General features: G+C 61.9%; 27 protein-coding genes. 5 read left to right on the forward strand and 22 right to left on the reverse strand.

Annotated elements, in window-relative coordinates; translation table 11 throughout:
• Positions 1-28 precede the first annotated feature (28 nt).
• Genes CUJ90_RS16530 through pilM form a run of 3 tightly spaced genes read right to left on the reverse strand, consistent with a single transcriptional unit; the run spans position 29 to position 2,723 of the window.
• The gene (locus CUJ90_RS16530) at positions 29-979 is read right to left on the reverse strand and encodes a hypothetical protein (RefSeq protein ID WP_114163223.1); all 951 of its coding nucleotides are present in this window, start codon (positions 977-979) and stop codon (positions 29-31) included.
• The gene (locus CUJ90_RS16535) at positions 976-1,734 is read right to left on the reverse strand and encodes a fimbrial assembly protein (RefSeq protein ID WP_244219932.1); all 759 of its coding nucleotides are present in this window, start codon (positions 1,732-1,734) and stop codon (positions 976-978) included. The genes CUJ90_RS16530 and CUJ90_RS16535 overlap by 4 nt, the downstream gene beginning before the upstream one ends.
• Positions 1,731-2,723 carry a type IV pilus biogenesis protein PilM gene (gene pilM, locus CUJ90_RS16540; RefSeq protein ID WP_073431839.1) on the reverse strand — a complete coding sequence of 331 codons (993 nt, stop codon included), beginning with the start codon at positions 2,721-2,723 and terminating at the stop codon, positions 1,731-1,733. The genes CUJ90_RS16535 and pilM overlap by 4 nt, the downstream gene beginning before the upstream one ends.
• 252 nt (positions 2,724-2,975) lie before the next feature.
• Here pilM and CUJ90_RS16545 point away from each other — a divergent pair, with 252 nt between their 5' ends.
• Positions 2,976-5,369 (forward strand): penicillin-binding protein 1A, encoded by a 2,394-nt coding sequence (locus CUJ90_RS16545; RefSeq protein WP_073431840.1) that lies wholly within the window; start codon positions 2,976-2,978, stop codon positions 5,367-5,369.
• Between the two features lie 138 nt (positions 5,370-5,507).
• On the opposite strand, the gene cyaY is transcribed toward CUJ90_RS16545, so the two are convergent.
• A complete protein-coding gene (gene cyaY, locus CUJ90_RS16550; protein WP_073431841.1) occupies positions 5,508-5,825 on the reverse strand; it encodes an iron donor protein CyaY in 318 nt (105 codons plus the stop codon).
• A 35-nt stretch (positions 5,826-5,860) separates the two neighbouring features.
• Here cyaY and lptM point away from each other — a divergent pair, with 35 nt between their 5' ends.
• Both lptM and lysA read left to right on the forward strand, forming a co-directional pair.
• Positions 5,861-6,169 (forward strand): LPS translocon maturation chaperone LptM, encoded by a 309-nt coding sequence (gene lptM / locus CUJ90_RS16555; RefSeq protein WP_073431842.1) that lies wholly within the window; start codon positions 5,861-5,863, stop codon positions 6,167-6,169.
• Between the two features lie 9 nt (positions 6,170-6,178).
• A complete protein-coding gene (gene lysA / locus CUJ90_RS16560) occupies positions 6,179-7,441 on the forward strand; it encodes a diaminopimelate decarboxylase (RefSeq protein WP_114163224.1) in 1,263 nt (420 codons plus the stop codon).
• Between the two features lie 78 nt (positions 7,442-7,519).
• On the opposite strand, the gene msrQ is transcribed toward lysA, so the two are convergent.
• From msrQ to CUJ90_RS16585, 5 genes are all read right to left on the reverse strand, one after another.
• On the reverse strand, positions 7,520-8,215 hold the full coding sequence (gene msrQ / locus CUJ90_RS16565) for a protein-methionine-sulfoxide reductase heme-binding subunit MsrQ (RefSeq protein ID WP_073431844.1): 696 nt from the start codon (positions 8,213-8,215) through the stop codon (positions 7,520-7,522).
• Between the two features lie 11 nt (positions 8,216-8,226).
• Positions 8,227-9,222 (reverse strand): protein-methionine-sulfoxide reductase catalytic subunit MsrP, encoded by a 996-nt coding sequence (msrP, locus tag CUJ90_RS16570; protein ID WP_114163225.1) that lies wholly within the window; start codon positions 9,220-9,222, stop codon positions 8,227-8,229.
• 197 nt (positions 9,223-9,419) lie between these two features.
• On the reverse strand, positions 9,420-10,628 hold the full coding sequence (gene ccsB / locus CUJ90_RS16575; RefSeq protein WP_114163226.1) for a c-type cytochrome biogenesis protein CcsB: 1,209 nt from the start codon (positions 10,626-10,628) through the stop codon (positions 9,420-9,422).
• A gap of 4 nt (positions 10,629-10,632) precedes the next feature.
• Positions 10,633-12,855 (reverse strand): cytochrome c biogenesis protein ResB, encoded by a 2,223-nt coding sequence (locus CUJ90_RS16580; protein ID WP_114163227.1) that lies wholly within the window; start codon positions 12,853-12,855, stop codon positions 10,633-10,635.
• Positions 12,856-12,974: 119 nt separating this feature from the next.
• Positions 12,975-13,628, reverse strand: a complete 654-nt coding sequence (locus tag CUJ90_RS16585; protein WP_073431848.1) for a c-type cytochrome — start codon at positions 13,626-13,628, stop codon at positions 12,975-12,977.
• Between the two features lie 297 nt (positions 13,629-13,925).
• Here CUJ90_RS16585 and yihA point away from each other — a divergent pair, with 297 nt between their 5' ends.
• Together yihA and hemB are read left to right on the forward strand one after the other, a co-directional pair.
• A complete protein-coding gene (gene yihA / locus CUJ90_RS16590) occupies positions 13,926-14,579 on the forward strand; it encodes a ribosome biogenesis GTP-binding protein YihA/YsxC (protein ID WP_073431849.1) in 654 nt (217 codons plus the stop codon).
• A 246-nt stretch (positions 14,580-14,825) separates the two neighbouring features.
• Complete coding sequence (hemB, locus tag CUJ90_RS16600; RefSeq protein WP_114163228.1) at positions 14,826-15,824, forward strand: porphobilinogen synthase; 999 nt, start codon at positions 14,826-14,828, stop codon at positions 15,822-15,824.
• 127 nt (positions 15,825-15,951) lie between these two features.
• Here hemB and dsbD read toward each other — a convergent pair whose 3' ends face one another.
• From dsbD to rpsE, 13 genes are all read right to left on the reverse strand, one after another.
• Positions 15,952-17,823, reverse strand: coding sequence for a protein-disulfide reductase DsbD (gene dsbD, locus CUJ90_RS16605; RefSeq protein WP_114163229.1), 1,872 nt, complete (start codon positions 17,821-17,823; stop codon positions 15,952-15,954).
• On the reverse strand, positions 17,816-18,148 hold the full coding sequence (gene cutA / locus CUJ90_RS16610; RefSeq protein WP_114163585.1) for a divalent-cation tolerance protein CutA: 333 nt from the start codon (positions 18,146-18,148) through the stop codon (positions 17,816-17,818). Before cutA ends, dsbD begins: the two co-directional genes overlap by 8 nt.
• 183 nt (positions 18,149-18,331) lie before the next feature.
• A complete protein-coding gene (rplQ, locus tag CUJ90_RS16615; RefSeq protein WP_008923330.1) occupies positions 18,332-18,724 on the reverse strand; it encodes a 50S ribosomal protein L17 in 393 nt (130 codons plus the stop codon).
• 168 nt (positions 18,725-18,892) lie between these two features.
• On the reverse strand, positions 18,893-19,870 hold the full coding sequence (locus CUJ90_RS16620) for a DNA-directed RNA polymerase subunit alpha (RefSeq protein WP_006052226.1): 978 nt from the start codon (positions 19,868-19,870) through the stop codon (positions 18,893-18,895).
• 124 nt (positions 19,871-19,994) lie between these two features.
• A complete protein-coding gene (rpsD, locus tag CUJ90_RS16625) occupies positions 19,995-20,618 on the reverse strand; it encodes a 30S ribosomal protein S4 (RefSeq protein ID WP_007180123.1) in 624 nt (207 codons plus the stop codon).
• 157 nt (positions 20,619-20,775) lie between these two features.
• On the reverse strand, positions 20,776-21,180 hold the full coding sequence (rpsK, locus tag CUJ90_RS16630) for a 30S ribosomal protein S11 (RefSeq protein WP_006052224.1): 405 nt from the start codon (positions 21,178-21,180) through the stop codon (positions 20,776-20,778).
• Positions 21,181-21,208: 28 nt separating this feature from the next.
• A complete protein-coding gene (gene rpsM, locus CUJ90_RS16635) occupies positions 21,209-21,574 on the reverse strand; it encodes a 30S ribosomal protein S13 (RefSeq protein WP_006052223.1) in 366 nt (121 codons plus the stop codon).
• A gap of 41 nt (positions 21,575-21,615) precedes the next feature.
• On the reverse strand, positions 21,616-21,732 hold the full coding sequence (gene rpmJ / locus CUJ90_RS16640) for a 50S ribosomal protein L36 (protein WP_004199844.1): 117 nt from the start codon (positions 21,730-21,732) through the stop codon (positions 21,616-21,618).
• A 20-nt stretch (positions 21,733-21,752) separates the two neighbouring features.
• Positions 21,753-21,971: a translation initiation factor IF-1 gene (infA, locus tag CUJ90_RS16645; protein WP_004521905.1), complete on the reverse strand. Its 219-nt coding sequence runs from the start codon at positions 21,969-21,971 to the stop codon at positions 21,753-21,755.
• Between the two features lie 8 nt (positions 21,972-21,979).
• Positions 21,980-23,326 (reverse strand): preprotein translocase subunit SecY, encoded by a 1,347-nt coding sequence (gene secY / locus CUJ90_RS16650; RefSeq protein ID WP_073431853.1) that lies wholly within the window; start codon positions 23,324-23,326, stop codon positions 21,980-21,982.
• Between the two features lie 46 nt (positions 23,327-23,372).
• Positions 23,373-23,807 (reverse strand): 50S ribosomal protein L15, encoded by a 435-nt coding sequence (rplO, locus tag CUJ90_RS16655; RefSeq protein ID WP_073431854.1) that lies wholly within the window; start codon positions 23,805-23,807, stop codon positions 23,373-23,375.
• Between the two features lie 29 nt (positions 23,808-23,836).
• On the reverse strand, positions 23,837-24,019 hold the full coding sequence (gene rpmD / locus CUJ90_RS16660) for a 50S ribosomal protein L30 (protein ID WP_073431862.1): 183 nt from the start codon (positions 24,017-24,019) through the stop codon (positions 23,837-23,839).
• Between the two features lie 10 nt (positions 24,020-24,029).
• Positions 24,030-24,548 carry a 30S ribosomal protein S5 gene (rpsE, locus tag CUJ90_RS16665; protein ID WP_006052219.1) on the reverse strand — a complete coding sequence of 173 codons (519 nt, stop codon included), beginning with the start codon at positions 24,546-24,548 and terminating at the stop codon, positions 24,030-24,032.
• Positions 24,549-24,552 lie beyond the last annotated feature (4 nt).

The following is a 24,552-nucleotide window of genomic DNA, read 5'->3' on the forward strand; positions in this document are numbered from 1 at the left end:
ACAAAGCGGAATGGTTTTACCAGCTTCATCAGGACGCCTCTTCCAGCGCCAGCGTGCGCGTTGTGCCGCCGTTGACGAGCGTGATGCCGAGGGCGTCGAAGCGCGTGACGCGCTCGGCGCCGATTTGCTGCCCGGACGCGACGGTTGTCGCGCCCTCCGGCGTATCGAGCAAAGCCAACCCACGCTGACGATCGTGCAGCACACCGACGAGGCGCAACTGCGGAGCGTCAGGCAGATCGCCCGCCGCCCGCATCTGCGGCCGCGAGAACGGGTCGAAGAAGACGATGTTGTCTGCGTCGGCCGAATCGGCATCCTCTTCGGCAAACGCAGCCGCCGACGCGGTTAAAGGAACCGGCCTCAGCGCATTGAACACGCGCAGCGTCGCGCTCACCGAAAGCGCTGCGCCATCCCGTTTGACGGTCACATCGACGGGGACGATCAGCACCGGCAGGTCCAACAGCCCGCGCAGGAACGCCATCAAGTGGACGAAGTCGGTGCGCGCGGTGAGTTGCAACGGGCGCATGCTTTCCGCGCCTGTGCCGCTGGCGGCGCCGGGTTCCAGCGCAATCAACGTGACGCCGTTCTGCGCGGCCAGTTCGGAGACGATGCGCACGTCGTCCACGGACGAAGGCGCTGGCGATCCGGTGCTCGACGTCATGGCCGGAGTGCTTGCCGATGCGGTGACCGACGCGGCTGCTTCACGGCGCAGCGCGGGCAATTGCGCGAGCGAGCGCTTCGCATCGGCGAGATGCCGCGTAGCAGCCTCCAAGGCGGTCCGGCTCGCCTCCACGCCGCCCAGATCCGCCACGATCCAGCCCTGCGCGCCAAGCCCGAACACCAGCGCGGCGATCAGCAATGCAACCGCCCTGCGACGGCGCCCGCTCCATGCTTCGAGCGGCGCACGCGCGCGCTTCAGCCAATGGGAAAGCATTGGGCGCGCGCTTGCCGCGCTGCCGAAATCGACAAACGTCGTACTCATTTCACACCTCTCGATTGTTCAGACTTCACAGGACGCCGCGCCGCGGATGCGGCCACGTGAGCCGTTTGGCGCACCGGATCGTCCCAGCGCAGACGAGCGCCGAATTCCACTTGTCCTGCGACTTGTCCTGCGACTTGTCCTGCGATACCCGCAACCACACCCGCGCTGCGGGGCGGCGCCGATCGATGCAGGTCGCTCACCTCCGCGCCCGTCACGCCGCGAATCGCGCTCAGACGCTTGAGCCACTCCGCCGAAGCCAGATGCCCGCGCGAGCTCGCCAGCAATTCCGTCTCGTGTTCGCGCTGACGCAACTGCTGTAACACGACGCCGTCGCCCGGCTCGAAACTGAGTGCGTCGAGCAGGTCGCGCAAATGCGTGAGCGGCTCGGACAAGGTCTTTGCACGCGCCGCGCCCTGGCGTTGCTCGTCTTGCGCCCGCAATAGCCCGGCATGTTCGGCGAGCGGCGCGGTGAATCGTGCGAGCGACTGTTCAATCGACACGCGCTGCGCATCGAGTCGCGCCTTTTCCAACGCCTGCCAACCCGCCAACGCGAGCACCGCGGCGCAACCGGCGAACGCGGCGGCGATGCATTCGAGTACGCACCGCCGGCGCGCGAGCCGCGCGTTGCGTTGCCTGTAGGGCAGCAGGTTGAAACCACCGAGCCACGATCGCGCGAAGCGAGCGCCGCGCGCGAAACCCGGCGCGCTGGCAGCCGGCACGTTCGAGCCGCGCGGATGCAAGAGGCCGCCCATCATTCGAACACCCCGCGCAACGCGAGCCCGAACGCGACCGCGCCGGTCGGCTCATGCAACAACGGATCGTCCAACGGTCGCGCAAGGCCGCCTAGCGCCGCGCATTCGAACGGCAACACCGTGCAGCCCAACACGTCGGCGAGATCCGCGATCGAAAATCCCACGCCGTCGAGCAGATCGACCTCGCCGCTCAACAACGCGCAGTCGAGTTCCGGGCCGCGCACGAGATCACGCAACGCATCGGCGAGGTCCGCGTGCTCTGGCGCCGGATAGCGCATTTCGCCGACGATGCCGTCGTCGACGATGCGCCATCCGTACACGCCGTCCGTGCCGACCCAGAGCGCGACATACGGCTCGTGCGGATCGAGTTCATGGCTCGCCGCATAGCGCATGGCGCGCAGCGCGGCATGCGGTTCGCCGTCGATCGCGGTCAGCGAGATACCGGCGGACGCCGCGCATTCGATACGCGCCTCAAGATGCTGGCGCGCCGTGGCGGCGATCGTCACCGAGCGAACCGGCGAAGACGTTTCATCGACAAACCAGTCGACGGCGAGCGCGTGCCGCTCGAGACCCGCGATCCGCTCCACTTCACTCATGACCGCCGGTTCGAGTTCGGCAAGCGCATGCCCGCCGTCCTCCGCGCAGCCGCTTTGCGCGGCGAGCCGCGTGAGCGGCACCGTGGCGGTCAACGTGGCCGACGCCGGCAGCGCCATCGCGCATCGCAACGCATGCGTCGCACAGGCGCGCGGCAGACCGGCAAACGCGTCGCGCAACGCACGCGCCACCGCATGGCGATCCGCGATCTCCATGCCGGCCATCGCGCCGGCGGCAAGCGGCACGGTGCTCACGTATTCGATATGCAATGCGGCGGTGGTGCGCGAAGGCTGACTCACCATGACGAGGCGCACCGCCCGCGCGCTCACGTCGATTCCCGCGGCAAAACGCCGGCCACCTGTTTGCACCTCTTGAAGCCACGATTTTTTGAACGCCATCACACCCTCCCTCAAACTCTCGCGGCGAACCATTCGAGCGCGAGTAACGAGGAAGAATTGTGCGTAGCCGCGCCGCCGCGCGACACTCAGCCAAATGGCTAACGTTGCGTGACACGTGCCGGCGCCGCACCAAAGCGGCTACAGTGAAGCCATTCCCGCGTCGCGCACCGACCTGCGCAGAAGTGTCAGTAAGCATGACGAAAGCTGAAAAGCCGGGCGGCTATAATCGCGGGACTGTTTTTTGGTGCCCATATGCAATCCACGTCTCCGAATTCCCCACCGCCCGCGCCGCACAAGCGCAAACGCCCGTTGTGGCTGAAGCTGGTCCTTGGCTTTGTCGGTCTGATCGTCGCAGGCATCGTGTGCGTGCTGCTGGTGCTCGGCTATGCGCTGGTGGTGGCAACGCCCAACCTGCCGTCACTCGAGGCGCTCACCGACTACCGGCCCAAGGTGCCGCTGCGCATCTACACGGCCGACCATGTGCTGATCGGCGAATTCGGCGAGGAGCGGCGCGACATCGTCCACATCCAGGAGGTGCCCGATAGTCTGAAGAAGGCCGTGCTCGCCATCGAAGACGCGCGCTTCTACGATCACGGCGGCGTCGACCTCACGGGTATCGCGCGGGCCGGCTTCGTCGCGCTCACCAACGGCCACGCCACGCAAGGCGCCAGCACGATCACCATGCAGGTGGCGCGCAACTTCTTCCTGTCGAGCGAGAAGACCTACACGCGCAAAATTTATGAAATGCTGCTCGCGTACAAGATCGAGTCGAAGCTGACTAAAGATCAGATTCTGGAGGTGTATATGAATCAGATCTATCTCGGTCAGCGCGCCTATGGCTTCGCGAGCGCGGCGCGGGTGTACTTCGGCAAGGATCTGAAGGACCTGACGCTGGCCGAGTCGGCGATGCTCGCCGGTCTGCCGAAGGCGCCCTCCGCGTATAACCCGGTGGTCAATCCGAAGCGCGCGAAAGTGCGCCAGGAGTACATCCTGCAACGCATGTACGAACTGCGCTATATCACCCAGCAGCAATACGACGAGGCCAGCAAGCAGGCGCTCGTGGTCAAGGGCGCGGGCAAGGAATTCAGCGTGCACGCGGAGTACGTCGCGGAAATGGTGCGGCAGATGATGTACGCGCAGTATCGCGAAGAGGCGTACACGCGCGGCCTGAACGTCGTCACCACGATCGACTCCGCCGATCAGGACGTCGCTTATCGCGCGCTGCGCAAAGGCCTGATGGATTACGAGCGGCGCCACGGCTATCGCGGCCCGGAAGCGTTCATCGATCTGCCGTCCGATGCGGACGACCGCGAACAGGCGATCGACGACGCACTGCTGGAGCATCCCGACAACGGCGAGATTATTGCCGCCGTCGTGACGGCGGCGAGCCCGAAGCAGGTGCAGGCCACCTTCATCGACGGCAATGTCGCGACCATCCAGGGCGACGGCCTGCGTTTCGCGCAGGCGGCGCTCAATGCGCGCGCGCAGCCGAATCAGCGGCTGCGGCCCGGTGCGATCGTCCGCCTCGTCAAGAACGACGACGGCAACTGGTCGATCACGCAATTGCCGCAAGTGGAAGGCGCGTTCGTCTCGGTGGTGCCGCAAGACGGCGCGATTCGCGCGCTGGTCGGCGGCTTCGACTTCAACAAGAACAAGTTCAATCACGTGACCCAGGCGTGGCGTCAGCCGGGTTCGAGTTTCAAGCCGTTCATTTATTCGGCATCGCTCGAAAAGGGACTCGGCCCGGCGACGGTGATCAACGACGCCCCGCTCTTTTTCAGCGCCGCGGAGACCGGCGGGCAGCCGTGGGAACCGAAGAACTACGGCGGCGGTTTCGACGGTCCGATGACCATGCGCACGGCGCTGCAGAAGTCGAAGAACCTGGTGTCGATCCGCATCCTCAGCCAGATCGGCACCAAGTACGCGCAGCAGTACATCACGCGCTTCGGCTTCGACGCGGAGCGTCACCCGGCCTATCTGCCGATGGCGCTCGGCGCGGGTCTCGTCACGCCGTTGCAAATGGCGGGCGCGTTCTCGGTGTTCGCCAACGGCGGCTACCGGATCAACCCGTATCTGATCGCCGAGGTCACGGATCAGCGCGGCATCGTCGTCGCCCATGCGCAACCGCTGGTGGCCGAGCAAAGCGCGCCGCACGCCATCGAGCCGCGCAACGCGTACGTGATGAACAGCCTGCTGCAAGGTGTCGCGCAACGCGGCACGGGCGCCAAATCCAATGTGCTGAAACGCACCGATCTCGGCGGCAAGACCGGCACGACCAACGATTCGCGCGACGCGTGGTTCGCCGGTTATCAGCACACGGTCACGGCGATCGCGTGGATCGGCTACGACAATCCGCGCAGTCTCGGCGACAAGGAAACCGGCGGCGGCCTGGCGTTGCCGGTGTGGATCGAATACATGGGTCGCGCGCTCAAGGGCGTGCCGGACTACAAGATGCCGAAGCCGGACAATGTGGTCGAAGTCGGCTCGGAACTGTATTTCGACGAGTTCACGCCGGGGCACGGTTTCATCGCGACGGTCGGCATCAGCCAGGCCGCGCTGGATGCGGCGAACGGCGCATCGGAGGCGCCCGCGCAGGTCGACGAGCAGGAAAAGCAGAACATCATGAATCTGTTCCGCGGGCATTAGAGAACCGCCGTAGCCCGTTGAAGAAAACCGCCGCGCTCGATGCGCGGCGGTGTCGTTTCAGGCTTGCTTTGGCGGGCGGTCCGTCAGTCGCGAGGCGCGCTTCGGGCAGCAGCACCCCGCCCCCGCCTTAACCCGGATTCACGCTTCGAAGTGAACCGGCTCGCCGGCCTGTTGCGTCGCGTACTCCGACAGCGCGGCGAAAAACTCCGTACCACTGCGGGTATCGCGCCATTCACCATCGACGAAACGGAAGTGAAAGCCGCCCGCTTTCGCGGCGATCCAGATCTCGCTCATCGGCGGCTGAAGGTTCACGATGATCTTCGAACGGTTCTCGAATTCGAGGGTCAGCACATTGCCGCTGCGCTCGAATTCGATGTCGGCGTCGGTGTCGTCGAGTGCGCGTTCGATGGCGGCTAGCGCGGCTTCCGCGCGGGTCAGGTATTCACTATCGGACATGCTAAACTCCATCGATTATTTATTCAGGGACAGTCATGCGAGTCGTTTCTCGGATGCGCGCAGCGGCGCCCGGCCGCGCGATTGTAGCGGGTCTAGCCATTCTCGCAGGTTGTGCACTTGCCGGCTGCGGGCAGCGTGGTTCGCTCTATTTGCCCACCGTGCCGCCGCTTCCGGCCAAGCCGATCGACCGGACGCAACCGCCGTCGCCGGATGAAGTGAAACCCAGCGCCGAAACCGCCGACGAAACGGGCACCGTGCCGAATACGTCGGGCACGCCGCTCACGCTGGCGCCGGAAAACCAACTCGCCGCGCCGCCCGCCTCCGCCGTTACTCCCGCTCAATAAGACCCTCGCATGACTCGATCCGCTTTTGACTACGTCGACGGCGTGTTGCACGCCGAAGACGTGTCCGCCGTCTCGCTCGCCGAACAGTTCGGCACGCCGCTCTACGTCTATTCGCGCGCCGCGCTCACCGATGCCTGGAACGCGTACGCCGGCGCTTGCGCAGGCCGTCGCGCGAGCGTGCACGTGGCCGTCAAGGCGAACAGCAACCTCGCGGTGCTGAACGTGTTCGCGCGTCTCGGCGCCGGCTTCGACATCGTATCGGGCGGCGAACTGGCGCGTGTGCTGGCGGCCGGCGGTAAAGCGGAAAACACCGTGTTTTCCGGCGTCGGCAAGAGTGCGGACGAAATGCGCGACGCGCTCGCGGCTGGCGTGAAGTGCTTCAACGTCGAATCGATTCCTGAACTGGACCGCCTGAATGCGGTGGCCGCCGACATGGGCAAGAAAGCTCCGGTTTCGCTGCGCGTGAATCCGGACGTCGACGCGAAGACGCATCCGTATATTTCCACCGGGCTGAAGTCGAACAAGTTCGGCGTCGCATTCGAAGACGCGCGCGCGACGTATCGAGCCGCCGCGGCGATGACTCATCTCGAGGTGATCGGCATCGACTGCCATATCGGTTCGCAGATCACCGAAGTCGCGCCGTATCTCGACGCGGTCGACAAGTTGCTGGAACTGGTCGAACAGATCGAGCAGGACGGCGTGAGCATTCGCCACATCGACGTGGGCGGCGGTCTCGGCATCACCTACGACGATGAAGCACCGCCGGAAATCGGCGCGTTCGTGCGCACCGTGCTCGATCGCATCGAAGCGCGTGGCCACGGTCATCGTGAAGTGTATTTCGAGCCGGGTCGTTCGCTGGTGGGCAATGCCGGCGTGCTGCTCACGCGCGTCGAGTTTCTGAAGCCGGGTGCGGAAAAGAATTTCGCCATCGTCGACGCTGCGATGAACGACCTCGCGCGCCCCGCCATGTACGAGGCGTACCACGCGATCGAAGCAGCGGCAAAGCGCGACGTACCGGCGCATGTCTACGACGTGGTCGGCCCGGTCTGCGAAAGCGGCGACTGGCTGGGTCGCGAGCGTCTGCTGGCGATCGAACCCGGCGATTTGCTGGCGATTCGTTCGGCCGGCGCGTACGGCTTCGTGATGAGCTCCAACTACAACACCCGTCCGCGTGCGGCGGAAGTGATGGTGGATGGTACACAAGCGCATGTGGTGCGCGCCCGCGAAGAGATCAAGCAGTTGTTTGCGGGAGAAACGATCTTGCCGGCGTAAACGTCGAGTTCGGCGTCTGACAAAAAAGGCGATGCCACCGCGGCATCGCCTTTTTAGTTTGTGCGACTCGCTTGCCGGTCAACCCGCCTTCGACCTTCGCTCGCGCAGCCATACGATCAACCGCCACCCCAGCAGCGCCAGCATGATTGCGCCGTAAAGCTTCGGCAACAGCAGATCGTTCTTGCCCGCCTTCATCCACCAGAAGTGCAGGATCGCGAGCACGCCGATCGCGTAGATCGCGCGATGCAATGTCTGCCAGCGACGGCCGAGTTTGCGCACCATCGCGCGCGGCGACGTCACGGCCAACGCGATCAGCAACAGGAACGCCGCGAAACCAACGGTGATGAAGGGCCGCTTGCCGATGTCCTTCACGATCTCGGCGACATCGAACCACTTGTCGAACCAGAGGTAAGTGGTGAAGTGCAGCGTCGCGTAGAAGAAGGCGTAAAGCCCGAGCATCCGCCGAAAGCGCACGAACGTGGCGACCCCGGTCAACCGGCGCAAGGGCGTCACGGCCAGCGTGATGCAAAGAAAGACGAGCGTCCAGAGACCGGTGGAGCGCGTGATGAATTCGATCGGATTCGAGCCGAGCCGATCGGTCATGCCGAACAATACGATGCGCGCGAGCGGATACAACGCGGCGACAAACACCGCGATTTTCGCCGGCACGATCCAGCGCGCGCCGGATGCGGGCCGCTTCACCGTCGTGGACGCGTGCGCTGCTCGCGGCGCCTTGCGCCCGCTCACAGCGGAAGTCTGTGTATCGAAAGCCATGGTCGCGTTGCTCAGAAATTCTTCTTCAGGTCCATGCCCTGATAAAGCGACGCGACCTGATCGCCGTAGCCGTTGAACATCAGCGTCTTGCGCTTGGGCGTGAAAAAGCCGTCCTCACCGATGCGCCGCTCGGTCGCCTGGCTCCAGCGCGGATGATCGACGTTCGGGTTCACGTTCGAATAGAAACCGTATTCGCTCGACGCGTAGGTGTTCCAACTGGTCGGCGGCTGCTTGTCGAGAAAGCGGATCTTCACCAGCGACTTCGCGCTCTTGAAGCCGTATTTCCACGGCACCACGACGCGAATCGGCGCGCCGTTCTGATTCGGCAGCACCTGGCCGTAGACACCCATCGTCAGGAGCGTCAGCGGATTCATTGCTTCATCCATGCGCAGCCCCTCGGAGTACGGCCAATCGAGCACCGGCGTCGAGAGTCCGGGCATCTGCGACGCATCTGCCAGCGTGATGAATTGCACGTACTTCGCATTGCCGGTCGGCTGCACGCGCTTGATCAGTTCCGAGAGCGGCACGCCAATCCACGGAATCACCATCGACCAGCCTTCGACGCAGCGCAGCCGGTACACGCGCTCCTCGAGCGGCGCGAGCTTCAGCAATTCATCGATGTCGTACACCTTCGGATTTTTGATTTCGCCCTCGACGCTCACCTTCCAAGGATGCGGGCGCAACGTGCCGGCGTTATGCGACGGATCGGCCTTATCGGTGCCGAACTCGTAGTAGTTGTTGTAGCTCGTGATGTCCTTGAACGGCGTGATCTTGTCGAGCGCGACGAACTTCGCGTTGGTCTTCGCCGCGAGCTTCTGCGCCTTCGGGTCCGGCGATGAATACGCCGCCAGCGCCTCGCCATTCACGCCGATCAGACCGCCGAGCGCCAGCGCGCCCGCCGCCTGCAACACACGCCGCCGGTTCTCGAATACGTGCCGCGGCGTGATTTCACTACGCGCGATATCGTCGCCGAGGAGTTGAATTCTGTCGCTTCGCTTGATCCACATCGTCCTGCTCCTTGCCGGCCCTGCCGGTTCGTTCATTTTACGGGGCCGAAGTCATGATCGCTTGTCCCGCGTCCGTCCAGCTATTCGTTGCTACTGCCATGACGAACACGTCGGGCGCGGCAAATATTCCGTCAGCCATAAAAAAACCGCCGGTGCGAAGCACGCGGCGGTTCTTAGTCGGGGCGGAGCGGCGAATCTTACAGCTTGCCGTAGCTATGCAGCCCCGACAGGAACATGTTGACGCCGAGAAACGCGAAAGTCGTCACCAGCAGGCCGGTCAGCGCCCACCAGGCGGCGACCGCGCCACGCAGACCTTTCATCAGACGCATGTGCAGCCATGCCGCATAGTTGAGCCAGACGATCAGCGCCCACGTTTCCTTCGGGTCCCAGCTCCAGTAGCCGCCCCACGCTTCGGCGGCCCACAGCGCGCCGAGAATCGTCGCGATCGTGAAGAAGGCGAAGCCCACGGCGATCGACTTGTACATCACGTCGTCGAGCATTTCGAGCGCCGGTAGGCGATCGGCCAGCACGCCGCGCTCTTTCATCAGGTACGCGACGCCGACCATGGCCGACAACGCAAAGCTGCCGTAGCCGATGAAGTTCGCCGGCACGTGAATCTTCATCCACCAGCTTTGCAGCGCCGGCACGAGCGGCTGGATCTGCTGCGCGTCACGGGCGACCGAGTACCACATCAGGAAGCCGACGGCGGCGCTGATCACCAGCAGCACGAACGCGCCGAGCGCGCGCGTGTTGTAGTGCTGCTCGTAATACAGATAGAACAACGCGGTGATCAGGCTGAACAGCACGAATACTTCATACAGGTTCGAGACTGGAATATGGCCGACGTCCGAGCCGATCAGGTACGACTCGTACCAGCGCACCATCAGCCCGACGAAGCCCATGACCACCGCGGCCCATGTCATCTTCGAACCGATTGCCGCACCGGTTGGCGAGCGCGACAGCAGGCCGATCCAGTAGAACACGGTGGCGAACACGAACAGCGCGCTCATCCACAGAATCGCGGATTGGCTCGAGAGGAAATACTTCAGGAAGAACGCCTGATCGGCACGGGCCAGATCGCCCTGGTAAATCTGGATCGCCCACAACGACAGCGCCGCGATGCCGACCATCAGCGGACGCACCGGCTTCCAACGCCAGCCGAGCACGACGAACACCGGCACCGCGCACACCAGCACCAGCTTGTCGTAGTAGTTCATGAACGCGTGATAGTGCGACAGCGCGAACCCCGCGCCAGCGACCATCACGACGGCGAACAGCCAGTCGAAGACACCGAGCCGTTTCAGAAACGGTCGCTCGTCGTACTCCGCCACGTTGAGCGACTCGCCCGCGAGCACCTTGCTGGGCCGCGACGATGATGAGGAGGGGGAAACCTGAGTCAAGTCCATGATCTTACCGGGTCGAATCTTGTGAGCTTGCGGACTGCGCGCCGGCGTGGCCGGGTTGATCGGCGCCGCGGGCGGCGTCGGGTGCTTCAGTGAGTTTGGCGCCCAGCGCGGCGCCGACTGCGTCGCGCGTTTGAACGAACTCCTTTTCGAAGTCGAGTGTCTTGCGCGCGCTCGACATCGCCATTACGACGTTCGTGCCGTGATCGGTATCCTTGAGCCAGAACCACAGGCGCCGTTCGCGAACGTAGAACATCGAAAAGATGCCCAATACGAGAAGCAGACTGCCAAGATACACGACTTTTTTGCCCGGCGCGCGCGTCAACTGAAATACCGAAGCTTGCACCTGCTTGAAGCCGTCAAGCTGCAAGTAAACCGGTGATCCATACAGAAAGCTGTCGGATATCGCGTTGATCGAGGCTTGAACAAAGCGGCTCGCGTCCGCGTTGGCCTGCGCTTCAGGCTCGCCATGCTGCTCGCGCGACAGTTGCCACAAATCCCACGTCGAGCCTTCCAGCATGCGCAGAAGCAGCCCGGCCGCCTTTTCCTGCTCGCCCTTCGGCACCGAGTGATCGATAAAGCCGGCGATCGCCTGAAAGCCGCCGACGGGCTGGCCGTTCGGCATCTTGACGCTGCTGTCCGCGCCCGCGAAAAGGGTCAGCACACGCAGCGCGCTTTCTTCCAGATGCTGCTGCAGTTCGGCATTCGAACCCGGCACCGAGCGCAGCGCGAAACGGTGAGCGGCCGCCGCGCGCATGGCCGGATTCTCAAGCGTCGCGCGCAGGTTCATCCATTCCTTGACGGTGCCGCCGGTGTCGGCGGGAATGCGCAGGTAGCGGAAGGGATCGTCCGGGTTCTGGCGCATGCCGGCGAGGAACATCTTTTCGCCGGCTACTTCCACCGGCAGCATGTAGTTGTTGTATTCGCGCGCCTGGCCGTCCTTGTCGCGCACCTTGTACTGCACCGAAGGGCCGACGTTGTGCAGTTCGAGCGGCTTCGACGTCTTCGCGCCCGAGCCGAGACGCTCGTCGAACGCTTCCTTCAGCGTGCGATGCGCGGCCACGCCGCGGGCGTCGTTCTGGCCGCTGCCGTTCGAGATGTTTTCGACGTTGATCGCGCGGAAATCGGTGAATTCGACGGTCTGTCCGTCCGCCAGCGACATGGCCTGGCCAAGCGGCGCGTTGCCGCCGATCGTGCCGGCGAACGGTGCGGTCTTCGCGCTTGCGCCGGTCATGGGGAACGCGGTCATCTGCATCTGCGAGCCGCCGTCCTGGAAGCTCGACTGATAGATCGACACGCCCTCGTATTCGAACGGCTTGTTCACTTCGATCCGCGCCGGCACGCGCGCACCGGTCTTATGGTCGACGACGACGATGTCGCTCGCGAACAGCTTCGGCATGCCCGTCGAGTAGTAGTCGACGATGAATTTCTTCAGTTCGATCGAGAACGGCAAGTCCTGAATCAGCGAACCGTCCGGCTGGTTCAGGATCGCCGTCGACACATGCTGCCCTTCCGGCACCCACGCGTAGCCGCGGAACGTGGGGTTCGACTGCGACAGGCGATGTTCGGCAGGAATCTCGTTGATTACCGTGTTCGCGCGGATCGCCGACTTGTCGAACAGCCACATTTGCAGCTTGATCGGCAGGTTGCTGTCGAGCAGGCCGCCGAGGCAGATCACCACGATCGCGATGTGAGCCGAGATATAGCCGAACTTGGTCAGCGCGCCGCGCTTGGCGGCAATCAGCGTTGCGCCGTCCGACTCGCGCGTGACGAATTTATAGCCGAGCTTCGCCGACAGCCTGGCGAGCACCTGGGCGGTCTGCGCGCGCGCGCCGTGCACCGCGAACTCGCCCTTGTGATGGAACGCGCGCAGGCTGCCTTCGCGAACCTTGTCTTTCCAGCTCCGGGCGTCGGCGAGCATTTTCGGCGCATTGCGGATCACGCACAGCGAGACCGACACCATCAGGAAGCCGAGGATCAGCATGAACCACCACGAGCTGTACACCGTGTACAGGCTCAGCGAGCGGAAGATGTCCGCCCAGAAGGGGCCGAACTGGTTGACGTAATTCGGATACGGATCGTCCTGCGTGAGGACGGTGCCGATAATGCTGGCGATGGACAGAATCACGAGCAGCGCGATGGCGAAACGCATCGAACTCATGACTTCGATGATGCTGCGCACGATGCGATTGCTCGACTTCGACTGCAGACCCGACGTGGTGACGCTCATTCATACTCCGACTGAACAGCAAAAAAGGGTGAGAGGCTGTCGTAGACACGACGCCCCCACCCTTTTCTTGTTTTGCACCGGCCCCGGCGGGCCGGTTGCGCTTGCGTGCGGACTCTTACTTAATGCAAGCCCGCGATGTAATCGGCTACAGCCTTGATCTCGCTGTCCGACAAACGCGATGCGACGGCATGCATCGCCTCGTTGTTGTTACGTGCGCCGGAACCCTGCGTGAACGCGGACAACTGCGCCACCGTGTAGTCCGACCATTGCCCCGACAGGCGCGGATACTGCGAGGGAATGCCCTGGCCCGTTGGCCCGTGACAGCTTGCGCATGCCGGCACGCCCTTCTCGGCCACCCCACCACGGTAAATTTTCTGACCGAGCGCCACGGTGTCCTTGCTATGCGCATAACCTGGCTTGGGAGCCTGCGCCGCGAAATAGGCCGCCACGTTGACCATGTCCTGGTCGGAGAGCGCCGCGGCCATGCCCGCCATGATCGCATTGTTGCGCGCGGGCTGCTTGGCGCCCGCCTGCGTCTTGAAATCCTTGAGTTGCTTGACGAGATACTCGGGATGCTGGCCCGACAATTTCGGGTATGCGCCGCCGGCACTGTTGCCGTCCGCGCCGTGGCACGACGCGCAAACCTGCATTGCGATTGCCTGCCCCCGATTGACGTCCGGCTTTGCCGGCTCTGCTGCTCGTGCCTGAATTGCCAAACCTGAAAGACCTGCCGCTACCTGAAGCACCATCAGAGCCTTGCACAGTCGATTCATTCGCACACCCTGTCTCGTCTTGTGGGATTTTTTAGAGAGCCCCCAAACCCGGCGCCTCGCGCCAGGCCCCCCGAAGGGGGCAAGAAAACTTGGGACGGCCCAGCGTTTTCCTGAAGGTTTTGCAAAATACGACAGCGACTGAGTGACCACCAGGAGCCGCCAAGGCACGCGGGGCGGCCCCCTCGGGTTTTCAGTAAACCATCGTATTGTACAATAACTCGCTAATCGCTAAGACGCCAGTCGGGCTTGACCCGTCCCCGCTCCGGGTTCCCCGGCGTCTCGAATCCTGGCCTGATCATGTCCTTCCTGCTCCACCAATCCCGCTTTTTCACGACCGTCAATCACTTGCGTGACCTGCCGGCCACCGCGCAGCCCGAGATCGCCTTTGCGGGACGTTCGAACGCCGGCAAGTCCACGGCGATCAATATCCTGTGCAATCAGAAGCGGCTCGCGTTCGCCAGCAAGACGCCGGGGCGCACGCAGCACATCAATTATTTTTCGGTGGGCAAGGCGGACGAGCCGACCGCGCATCTGGTGGACCTGCCGGGCTACGGCTACGCGGAAGTGCCCGGCGCGGCCAAGGCCCATTGGGAAGCGCTACTGTCGACCTACCTGCAATCGCGCTCGCAACTGCGCGGCATGATTCTGATGATGGACTCGCGTCGTCCGTTGACGGATCTGGATCGGCAGATGATCGAGTGGTTCGCGCCGACGGGCAAGCCGATCCATACGCTGCTCACAAAATGCGACAAATTGACGCGACAGGAAAGCATCAACGCATTGCGCGCGACGCAGAAAGGCTTGGCTGAATATCGCGCCGCCGGCTACCAAGGCGAGTTGACCGCGCAATTGTTCTCGGCGCTCAAACGAATCGGCATCGACGAGGCGCACGAGTTGATCGAAGGCTGGCTGATCCCCAAAGCCACGGGCGAAGCGGACGCCGCGCAGTAAGCGCTGGGGCTTCCGTCAGGCACGCAAAAGCGCCGTTTCGGCCGCCCATAAAAAAACCCGCCGCTTTAACGGCGGGTCAAACAGCCTAATCGAAAAAACGACAGGCACCCGCTCAGGGAGGAGAAGCGGGGAGGTCAGCGCAAGGCGCCTTGCTCGATCGGTATGATATACCATTGTCTCGAAAAGTTTCGGGAGCAGACGCAGACGTACTTGTCCACTCTCCACATCCATCATCTTCGATTCGATATGAGCTTCTACCCGCACTACCGTCCGCGCCGCATGCGCCGTGACGACTTCTCGCGCCGTCTGATGCGGGAAAACATCCTCACCACGAATGATCTGATCTATCCGGTGTTCGTCGTCGAGGGCACGAATGTACGGCAAGCCGTAGGGTCGATGCCGGGCGTCGAGCGCGTGTCGGTCGATCTGCTGATGGGCGTGGCCGAGCAATGCGTTGAGCTGGGCGTGCCCGTACTGTCGCTGTTTCCGGCAATTGAGCCGTCCCTGAAAACGCCTGATGGCCGCGAAGCAGCCAATCCGGCCGGCCTCATTCCGCGCGCCGTTCGCGAACTCAAAAAGAGTTTCCCCGAGCTGGGCGTGCTGACCGACGTCGCGCTCGACCCGTATACGAGCCACGGCCAGGACGGCGTGCTCGATGAAGCCGGTTACGTGATGAACGACGAAACTGTCGAGATTCTCATCGAGCAGGCCCGTGCGCAGGCTGAAGCAGGCGTCGATATCGTCGCGCCCTCGGACATGATGGACGGCCGCATCGGCGCGATTCGCGAAATGCTCGAGAGCGAGGAGTTTGTCCACACACGCATCATGGCTTATGCGGCCAAATTTGCGTCGGCGTTTTACGGGCCGTTCCGCGATGCCGTCGGTTCCGCGACGAATCTGGGCAAGAGCAACAAGATGACCTACCAGATGGACCCGGCCAATTCGAATGAAGCGCTGCGCGAAGTGCAAGCGGACATCAACGAAGGCGCCGATATGGTGATGGTCAAGCCCGGCATGCCGTATCTGGACATCGTGCGTCGCGTGAAGGACGAATTCCAGTTCCCCACTTACGTTTATCAGGTGAGCGGCGAATACGCGATGTTGAAGGCGGCCGCGCAGAACGGCTGGCTCGATCACGACAAGGCGATGATGGAATCGCTGCTGGCGTTCAAGCGGGCCGGCGCTGATGGCGTGCTGACGTATTTCGCGCTGGATGCCGCGCGAATTTTGCGCTCGCAGAAATGATTTGACGGCTTTCGTTAGCGGGCGACGACGCTGCTGCGCTGACGACATGGGAAAAAAGGAGGCGGACTTTTAATCCCGCCTCCTTTTTTTTTCGCATACTTTGCGCGTATCGAAAACCTGTGTGCGGCTACACACCGGGCGGGGTTGCGCGATCGAGGCTGCGTAAAAACTTGTCCGCTGATTCGTAACCGACGACGCGCAGTACTTCCTTACCGCCCTTGTCGAAGAAAATGATGCCTGGCGGCCCGAAAAGGCCGAATCGCTTGAGCAGCGCCTGATCGTCGGCGTTATTCGCCGTGACGTCGGCGCGCAGCAGGGTCAGTTGCTTAAGCTTCGCCCGGACGCGCGGGTCACTGAAAGTGAATTTCTCCATCTCCTTGCAGCTCACACACCAGTCCGCGTAAAAATCGAGCATGGCGGGCTGCACAGCCGTTTTGATGGCCAGATCGAGTTCGCTCGACGAACGCACCGGGGCGAACGTCAGATCGCTTTGCGCCCGCGTATCCAGCGCGTTGGACGTATTGGCCAAACCCGCCTCGCCGCCGCGCGCCGCCAGCACCGCAAGCGGCTTCAGCGGATCGGACGAGCCTGCGGCAAGGCCAACCAGCAGTGCCACCGCCCAGACTGCAAACGCAGCGCCAAGCCCTCGGCTCAGCCGGCGCCATATTGAGGAGCCAACGGCCGGCGCCGAGAACAGACCGAGCGATGCTGCGGCGACGAGCAGCCAGAGCGCGCTGAACAGCATCGTCGCGGCCGCGCCGAGCACCGGCCAGATGATCCACAGCGCCGCGGCAAGCAGCACGACGCCGAAGAACACCTTGACCCCGTCCATCCATGAGCCTGCGCGCGGCAGCAACGTGCCGGCACCGAGACCGATGATCAGAAGCGGCACGCCAAGGCCGAGCCCCATCGAGAATAGCGCCGCGCCGCCAAGCACCGCGTCGCCGGTATGCGCAATGAACGCCAGCACGGCGAAGAGCGGCGCGGTCATGCAGGCGCCGACCACCAGCGCGGACAGCGCACCCATCAAGGCTACCGCCGCGAATTTTCCGCCAGAGCGCCCCGCCGACGCCTGCGAAACGCCTTCTTGCCAACGCCGCGGCAAGGCGATGTCGAATCCTGCGATCAGCGTCAGCGCGAAAAGCGTCAGCAGTATTCCGAACGCGCCCAGCACCCAAGGGTTCTGCAGCCACGCGCCGAGGCTTTGCCCCACCAGCGCGGCCGCGATGCCGAGCGCCGTATATACGAGCGCCATGCCGATCACGTAAGCCAGCGACAACGCAAACCCGCGCGCACGCGTCACTCGCGCCCCTTCACCGATGATGATCGCCGACAGAATCGGAATCATCGGATACGAGCACGGCAGCAGGCTTAGTACGGCGCCGGCCACGAAAAAAAGCCCGACGATCGCGAAGAAACCACCACCTTGCAACAGCGACCGCGCATAGTCGGCGCTGGTAGCCCGCTCATACCACGACGCTCCGGCGGCCGGGGTGGGTTGCGTGGAAGCGCCCGCCGCCGCGTTGCCGGCCGGTTGCAGCGCCTCGCCGCTGACACGGTACACCCGGTCCATCGGCGGATAGCAGATGCCGGCGTCGGCGCAGCCCTGCGACGTCACCACCAGATCGAATTGTCCCGCCGCCTGTTTCACGGGAATGCGGATCGTCAGCTCGTTGCGATACGTTTCGACGTCTTTGTTGAAAGTCTGATCGAACTTGATGTGGCCGGCCGGCAACTGCGGCTCGCCGATAATTGCGGCGCCGTTGCGAGGCGCGAACGCAAAGCGCTCACGGTACATGTAGTAGCCGTCCGCGATCTTGTACGTGACGACGATTTCGCCGGGTTTTTCGCTGGCGCTGAATTTGAAGGCGACCGCCGGGTCGAGGAAATCGTCCGCAGCGCGGGCAATGCTGCCGAACGACCCGGCGAAGAGGCAGCCGAACACGAAAAAGACGATGCGCAGCGCATGAAGCGCGCGGCGGTCGAGACCGTTAAACATGGAGAGGACGTTGGGTTTCGGCAGTGATCCACTGGCCGTAGACGGATGATGCCGTCGCTTGCCACGAAAGGATTTCCGGCGTGTCGTAGGGGTGGTTCGCCTGAATGTATTGTTCGAGTTCTGGCGCCCGCGCGGCGCTTGTCTTGAACAGCAACTGGATTTCCTGCGCCGTTTCGATCGCGCCCTGCCAGTGGTAGCTGGACTGAACAACGCCCAGTTGAGAGACGCACGCGCATAGCCGCGCAGCTAACGCGTCCGTCGCCAGCTTCTGGGCAACGTCCGCGTCGGGTACCGTCGTCAGAATCAAGGTCACATTCACGTTCACAGAGGGCTCCGGCCAGGCACGATCAGCTGTCACTATCGTATCACCTAGCTTCGCGCGACCGCGGAGATGCCTGCGGCGAGCTTGCGGCATTTGGCCGCCAAGCATTTGTGCCGCGTGGGCTTTCTTCCCGCCAACAAAAAAGCCAGGCGTGCTGCCTGGCTTTTTCTTCGGGTGCTAAAAAGCTTACTCAGCTTCCTGCACTTCAGTTTCTTCGACTTCCGGACGGTCGAGCAATTCGACCAGTGCCATCGGTGCGTTGTCGCCAACGCGGAAACCGAACTTCAGCACGCGCAGGTAGCCGCCCGGACGGGTGGCGTAACGCGGGCCAAGCACTTCGAACAGCTTCGTGACCGAGTCACGATCGCGCAGGCGGTTGAACGCCAGACGACGATTTGCCAGTGACGGCTTCTTGCCGAGCGTGATCAGCGGCTCGACGACTTTACGGAGTTCTTTCGCCTTCGGCAGCGTGGTCTTGATGACTTCGTGCTCGATCAGCGAGTTGGACATGTTACGGAGCATTGCCAGACGGTGGCTGCTCGTGCGGTTCAGTTTCCGCAGACCATGACGGTGACGCATGTTAATTCCTTTGATTCAGAGTTTTGTTCCAGCTCTTCTATCACGCTCGGCTCCTCGGTTTCCCCTGAGGCGGCGAGTGCACGGGCCGGTAGTGAAAAAAGACAAGACGCGGATTTTAAAGGAAAATCCGCGTCTTTGCCAGTGCAGCGGCGGGTTCAGGTCCCGGGATTACTTGTCCAGACCAGCCGGCGGCCAGTTCTCGAGTTTCATGCCGAGCGTCAAACCACGCGACGCCAATACTTCCTTGATTTCGTTCAGCGACTTGCGGCCCAGGTTCGGCGTCTTGAGCAGCTCGTTTTCAGTGCGCTGGATCAAGTCGCCGATGTAGTAGATATTCTCGGCCTTCAGGCAGTTCGCGGAACGAACCGTCAGTTCGAGATCATCAACCGGACGCAGCAGGATCGGGTCGATCTGCGGCGCGCGCGACGGTGCTTCTGCCGTAGCTTCGGTACCTTCCAGTGCGGCGAACACCGACAGTTGGTCGACCAGAATACGCGCCGATTGACGGATTGCTTCTTCCGGCGAGATCACACCGTTCGTCTCGATGTTCATCACGAGCTTGTCGAGGTCGGTACGTTGTTCGACACGCGCGCTTTCAACGGCGTAGCTCACGCGGCGAACGGGCGAGAACGACGCGTCCAGCACGATGCGGCCGATGATCTTGGCCGATTCTTCGCCGTAACGACGCACATTGCCCGGCACGTAGCCGCGGCCTTTTTCAACCTTGATCTGCACGTCGAGCTTGCCGCCCTTCGACAGATGCGCAATCACATGATCCGGGTTGATCACTTCGCAATCGTGCGCAAGTTCAATGTCGCCCGCGGTGACAACGCCTTCACCTTCCTTGCGCAGCGTAACCGTCACTTCGTCACGGTTATGCAGCTTGAAGACCACACCCTTCAGGTTCAACAGCAGGTTGACCACATCCTCTTGCACACCGTCGAGCGTCGAATACTCATGTACGACGCCTGCGATCGTCACTTCGGTCGGCGCGTAGCCGATCATCGACGACAGCAATACGCGCCGAAGCGCGTTACCCAAGGTGTGGCCGTAACCGCGTTCAAACGGTTCCATGACCACTTTCGCGTGGCTTTCGCCAAGCGATTCAACTGCGATGATCTTGGGCTTCAACAAACTGGTTTGCATAGGTTTTCCTTTTCAATACCCTCGGCTCGTTACACCGATAAGGCTGACCGGTAACAACCTGAAAATAAACAGCCGAGACGCCCCCTTGCGCAACGCAATCGGGGTGCCCCGGCCGTTAATCCGATTACCGCGAATACAATTCGACGATCAGGCTTTCGTTGATATCGCCAGCGATGTCGCTGCGTTCCGGCTTCTGCTTGAACGTGCCTTCGAACTTCTTCGAATCAACAGCAACCCAGCTCGGCAGACCGCCTTGCTCAGCGAGCGACAGCGCTTCGAGAATACGGGCTTGCTTCTTCTTCTGTTCGCGCACCGCTACAACATCGCCTGCCTTCACTTGCATCGACGGAATGTTCGACACGACGCCGTTCACCGTGATCGCCTTGTGGCTCACGAGCTGACGCGCTTCAGCGCGCGTCGAGCCGAAACCCATGCGATACACGACGTTGTCGAGACGCGATTCAAGCAATTGCAGCAGGTTTTCGCCCGTGTTGCCCTTCAGGCGGTCTGCTTCGGCGAAGTAACGACGGAATTGACGCTCGAGGACACCGTAGATGCGCTTCACTTTTTGCTTTTCGCGCAGTTGCGTGCCGTAGTCGGACGTACGTGCACCCGAGGTGCGGCCATGTTGGCCAGGCTTGCTGTCAAGCTTGCACTTGTCAGCGAGTGAACGACGGGCGCTCTTCAGGAAAAGGTCAGTGCCTTCACGGCGGGAGAGCTTGGCCTTAGGGCCGATATAACGTGCCACGTTGATTCCTTCTATGATTGATCACGTGAATGCATGCACTCACGCTAGTCCGAGCCCTTTGGGTCGAACGGTGGGCTTAGTCAATTTAATAGCGCAAGCGGCCTGTGGTCGCCGGCTTACAAGCGCGGCGGCGACAGGCGCTAGCGAAAACAGCGTCTTAGATACGACGACGCTTCGGCGGACGGCAGCCGTTGTGCGGGACCGGGGTTACGTCGGAGATCGCTGTGATCTTGATGCCAAGACCATGCAATGCGCGCACCGCCGACTCACGGCCAGGACCGGGGCCCTTGATCCGCACTTCGAGGTTCTTCACGCCGTATTCCATCGCCACGCGGCCAGCCGATTCGGCCGCCACCTGAGCTGCAAACGGGGTCGATTTACGCGAACCCTTGAAGCCCTGACCGCCCGACGTTGCCCAAGCAAGTGCATTGCCTTGACGATCGGTGATCGTGATGATGGTGTTGTTGAACGACGCGTGAACGTGAACCACGCCCTCGGCGACGTTCTTCTTGACCTTCTTGCGAACGCGTTGCGCCGCGGAGTTGTTCGAAGCCTTAGCCATTACGTTTTCCTGTAACTGTCAGTTCCGCTTACTTCTTCAGCGATTGCGCTGCACGACGCGGACCCTTGCGCGTACGGGCATTCGTACGCGTACGTTGGCCGCGCAGGGGCAAGCCCTTACGATGCCGCACGCCACGGTAGCAGCCGAGATCCATCAGGCGCTTGATGTTCATCGTCGTTTCACGGCGCAGATCGCCTTCAACGATGAACTTGCCGACTTCTTCACGCAGCTTTTCGAGGTCTGCGTCGTTCAGGTCTTTGACCTTCTTCGAAAATGCCACACCAGCAGCGACGCAAATGTCGCGCGAGCGCGTGCGGCCGATACCGTAAATTGCCGTCAGGCCGATTTCGGTATGCTGGTGATTCGGGATGTTAACCCCTGCGATACGAGCCATTGTTTTTCCTCAAACAAAAAGCGCAAGCAAAAGCGCGGCGTTCAGCCTTGACGCTGTTTGTGGCGCGGATCAGAGCTGCAAATCACGCGCACAACGCCTTTGCGCTTGATGATCTTGCAATTGCGGCAAATGCGCTTAACCGATGCCATCACTTTCATGATATTACCCTTTTTTCAAATCACTTCGCCCGGAACACGATCCGCGCACGCGACAGATCGTAAGGCGTCAATTCAACCGTCACCTTGTCGCCCGGCAAGATTCGGATGTAGTGCATCCGCATCTTCCCGGATATGTGTCCCAATACGACATGGCCGTTTTCCAGCTTCACCCTAAAGGTAGCGTTAGGCAGGTTTTCGATGACTTCACCCTGCATCTGGATAACATCGTCTTTGGCCATAAGTCCTTTCAACGCATCGGGACGCCGCCGCCTTTGAAATTAGCTTTCTTCAGCAGCGATTCATACTGTTGCGACATAACGTACGACTGCACCTGCGCCATGAAGTCCATTGTGACGACGACAATGATCAGCAGCGACGTTCCACCAAAATAAAACGGCACGTTCCAGCGCAGCACCAGAAACTCGGGCAGCAGACAAACAAACACGATGTAGATCGCACCGGCCAGCGTCAGACGCGTGAGGATGCGGTCGATATATCGCGCCGTTTGATCGCCCGGGCGGATGCCTGGAACGAAAGCGCCACTCTTTTTCAGGTTGTCGGCCGTTTCCCTGCTGTTGAACACCAACGCTGTGTAGAAAAAGCAGAAGAAAACGATCGCCAACGCGTACAACAACACGTACACGGGCTGGCCTGGCTTGAGGGCTTCGGCCACGTTGTGCAACGTGTCTGCGAACCAGCCGGTACGCGACCCCGAACTAAACCAGTTCAGGATGGTTGCCGGAAAGAGAATGATCGACGATGCAAAGATCGGCGGAATCACACCCGACATGTTCAGCTTCAGCGGCAGATGCGAAGACTGTCCGCCGTAAATCTTGTTACCGACCTGCCGCTTCGCGTAATTCACAAGAATCTTGCGCTGGCCGCGTTCGATAAACACCACCAGATAAGTCACAGCAGCGATCAGCACGACGACGATAATCGCCGAAATGATGCTCATCGACCCGGTTCGCACCAGTTCGAAAAGACCACCGATTGCGTTCGGGAAACCCGCCGCAATACCACCGAAAATAATGATCGAGATACCGTTGCCAAGCCCACGCTCCGTGATCTGCTCGCCGAGCCACATCAGGAACATCGTGCCGGTGACCAGCGTCACGACCGTCGTCAACCGAAACACCATCCCCGGATCGATCACTAAGGCCGGCTGATTTTCCAGTGCGACGGCAATGCCGAATGCCTGGAACGTCGCCAGCAGGACCGTGAAGATACGTGTGTACTGCGTGATCTTCCGCTGTCCCGCCTGCCCCTCTTTCTTCAGCGCCTCGAGCTGCGGCGAGACAATCGCCAGCAACTGCATGATGATCGATGCCGAAATATAAGGCATGATCCCCAACGCGAAAATCGTGAACCGCGAAAGTGCGCCACCCGAGAACATGTTGAACATGCCAAGGATGCCGCCCGACTGACTTTGGAACAACTTTGCCAGTTGGTCCGGGTCAATACCCGGCACCGGAACGTGCGCGCCGATACGGTAGACGATCAGCGCCAGCAGCAGAAACACTGCTCGCCGACGCAGATCGCCAAACTTCGCCGCGCCGCGACCGGGTTTTGCGAGACTCGGGCTGTTAGCCAAGTACCTTCTCCGATGCAAATGCTAGTGACGGCAAATAACTTGCGCGTTACTCGGCAAAAGAGCCACCGACTGCTTCAATAGCAGCGCGCGCACCCTTCGTCGCACCCAGGCCCTTCACAACGACCTTGCGCTTCAGTTCGCCCGTCGCAATGATCTTGGCGCTCGTGATGAGTTCGCCGAGCAGACCGGCTTGCTTCAGAGCCAACAGATCGATTTCGTCGACCGGCAGCTTTTCCAGATCCGAGAGACGCACTTCACCGACGAATTCCTTCGTCAGCGAGGTGAAGCCCCGCTTCGGCAGGCGACGTTGCAGCGGCATTTGACCGCCTTCGAAGCCAACCTTGTGAAAGCCGCCCGAACGCGACTTCTGGCCCTTGTGACCACGGCCGGCAGTCTTGCCCAGACCAGAGCCGATACCGCGACCGACGCGACGCTTAGCGTGCTTCGAGCCTTCAGCCGGCTTCAGGTTATTCAATTCCATTATCAACTCCTTGAGTCCTGGTCAGCCGCTTAGCTGATGACCTTAACGAGGTACGAAACCTTGTTGATCATGCCGCGCACAGCCGGCGTGTCCTGCAACTCGCTGATCGAGTTGAGTCGGCGCAGGCCCAAGCCACGCACCGTAGCACGGTGCGTTTCACGGGTGCCGATCAGGCTCTTGACGAGCTGGACCTTGACAGTTTTATCAGACATGGTGTCCACCTTAGCCCAGAATATCTTCGACGGACTTGCCGCGCTTCGCCGCGATGTCGCCCGGCGTGGACTGCTTGCGCAGACCGTCGAGCGTTGCGCGAACGAGGTTGTACGGGTTCGTCGAACCGTGGCTCTTGGCCACAACGTTCTGCACGCCCATCACGTCGAACACTGCGCGCATCGGACCACCGGCGATCACACCGGTACCGTCCTTCGCCGGAGCGAGGAGGACCATCGATGCGCCGTGCTTACCGTGCACTTCGTGCTGCAGGGTACCGTTCTTCAGCGGCACCTTGAACATGTTGCGGCGAGCTTGTTCCATCGCCTTCTGAACAGCGACCGGCACTTCCTTCGCCTTGCCCTTGCCCATACCGACGCGGCCATCACCGTCGCCAACCACGGTCAGCGCGGCGAAACCGAGAATCCGGCCACCCTTCACGACCTTGGTCACGCGGTTGACCGAAATCATCTTTTCACGAAGGCCGTCGTCGCGTTCGTCAGCCTGAACTTTCGCTTGCATCTTTGCCATGACG

The sequence above is a fragment of the Paraburkholderia terricola genome, assembly GCF_003330825.1.
Classification (GTDB): Bacteria; Pseudomonadota; Gammaproteobacteria; order Burkholderiales; family Burkholderiaceae; genus Paraburkholderia; species Paraburkholderia terricola.

Bases quoted from the DNA above. Each gene is read 5' to 3' on its own strand.
- CUJ90_RS16530 (WP_114163223.1), bottom strand. From the start codon at position 979: ATGAGTACGACGTTTGTCGATTTCGGCAGCGCGGCAAGCGCGCGCCCA.
- CUJ90_RS16535 (WP_244219932.1), bottom strand. From the start codon at position 1,734: ATGATGGGCGGCCTCTTGCATCCGCGCGGCTCGAACGTGCCGGCTGCC.
- pilM (WP_073431839.1), bottom strand. From the start codon at position 2,723: ATGGCGTTCAAAAAATCGTGGCTTCAAGAGGTGCAAACAGGTGGCCGG.
- CUJ90_RS16545 (WP_073431840.1), top strand. From the start codon at position 2,976: ATGCAATCCACGTCTCCGAATTCCCCACCGCCCGCGCCGCACAAGCGC.
- cyaY (WP_073431841.1), bottom strand. From the start codon at position 5,825: ATGTCCGATAGTGAATACCTGACCCGCGCGGAAGCCGCGCTAGCCGCC.
- lptM (WP_073431842.1), top strand. From the start codon at position 5,861: ATGCGAGTCGTTTCTCGGATGCGCGCAGCGGCGCCCGGCCGCGCGATT.
- lysA (WP_114163224.1), top strand. From the start codon at position 6,179: ATGACTCGATCCGCTTTTGACTACGTCGACGGCGTGTTGCACGCCGAA.
- msrQ (WP_073431844.1), bottom strand. From the start codon at position 8,215: ATGGCTTTCGATACACAGACTTCCGCTGTGAGCGGGCGCAAGGCGCCG.
- msrP (WP_114163225.1), bottom strand. From the start codon at position 9,222: ATGTGGATCAAGCGAAGCGACAGAATTCAACTCCTCGGCGACGATATC.
- ccsB (WP_114163226.1), bottom strand. From the start codon at position 10,628: ATGGACTTGACTCAGGTTTCCCCCTCCTCATCATCGTCGCGGCCCAGC.
- CUJ90_RS16580 (WP_114163227.1), bottom strand. From the start codon at position 12,855: ATGAGCGTCACCACGTCGGGTCTGCAGTCGAAGTCGAGCAATCGCATC.
- CUJ90_RS16585 (WP_073431848.1), bottom strand. From the start codon at position 13,628: ATGAATCGACTGTGCAAGGCTCTGATGGTGCTTCAGGTAGCGGCAGGT.
- yihA (WP_073431849.1), top strand. From the start codon at position 13,926: ATGTCCTTCCTGCTCCACCAATCCCGCTTTTTCACGACCGTCAATCAC.
- hemB (WP_114163228.1), top strand. From the start codon at position 14,826: ATGAGCTTCTACCCGCACTACCGTCCGCGCCGCATGCGCCGTGACGAC.
- dsbD (WP_114163229.1), bottom strand. From the start codon at position 17,823: ATGTTTAACGGTCTCGACCGCCGCGCGCTTCATGCGCTGCGCATCGTC.
- rplQ (WP_008923330.1), bottom strand. From the start codon at position 18,724: ATGCGTCACCGTCATGGTCTGCGGAAACTGAACCGCACGAGCAGCCAC.
- CUJ90_RS16620 (WP_006052226.1), bottom strand. From the start codon at position 19,870: ATGCAAACCAGTTTGTTGAAGCCCAAGATCATCGCAGTTGAATCGCTT.
- rpsK (WP_006052224.1), bottom strand. From the start codon at position 21,180: ATGGCTAAGGCTTCGAACAACTCCGCGGCGCAACGCGTTCGCAAGAAG.
- rpsM (WP_006052223.1), bottom strand. From the start codon at position 21,574: ATGGCTCGTATCGCAGGGGTTAACATCCCGAATCACCAGCATACCGAA.
- rpmJ (WP_004199844.1), bottom strand. From the start codon at position 21,732: ATGAAAGTGATGGCATCGGTTAAGCGCATTTGCCGCAATTGCAAGATC.
- infA (WP_004521905.1), bottom strand. From the start codon at position 21,971: ATGGCCAAAGACGATGTTATCCAGATGCAGGGTGAAGTCATCGAAAAC.
- rplO (WP_073431854.1), bottom strand. From the start codon at position 23,807: ATGGAATTGAATAACCTGAAGCCGGCTGAAGGCTCGAAGCACGCTAAG.
- rpmD (WP_073431862.1), bottom strand. From the start codon at position 24,019: ATGTCTGATAAAACTGTCAAGGTCCAGCTCGTCAAGAGCCTGATCGGC.
- rpsE (WP_006052219.1), bottom strand. From the start codon at position 24,548: ATGGCAAAGATGCAAGCGAAAGTTCAGGCTGACGAACGCGACGACGGC.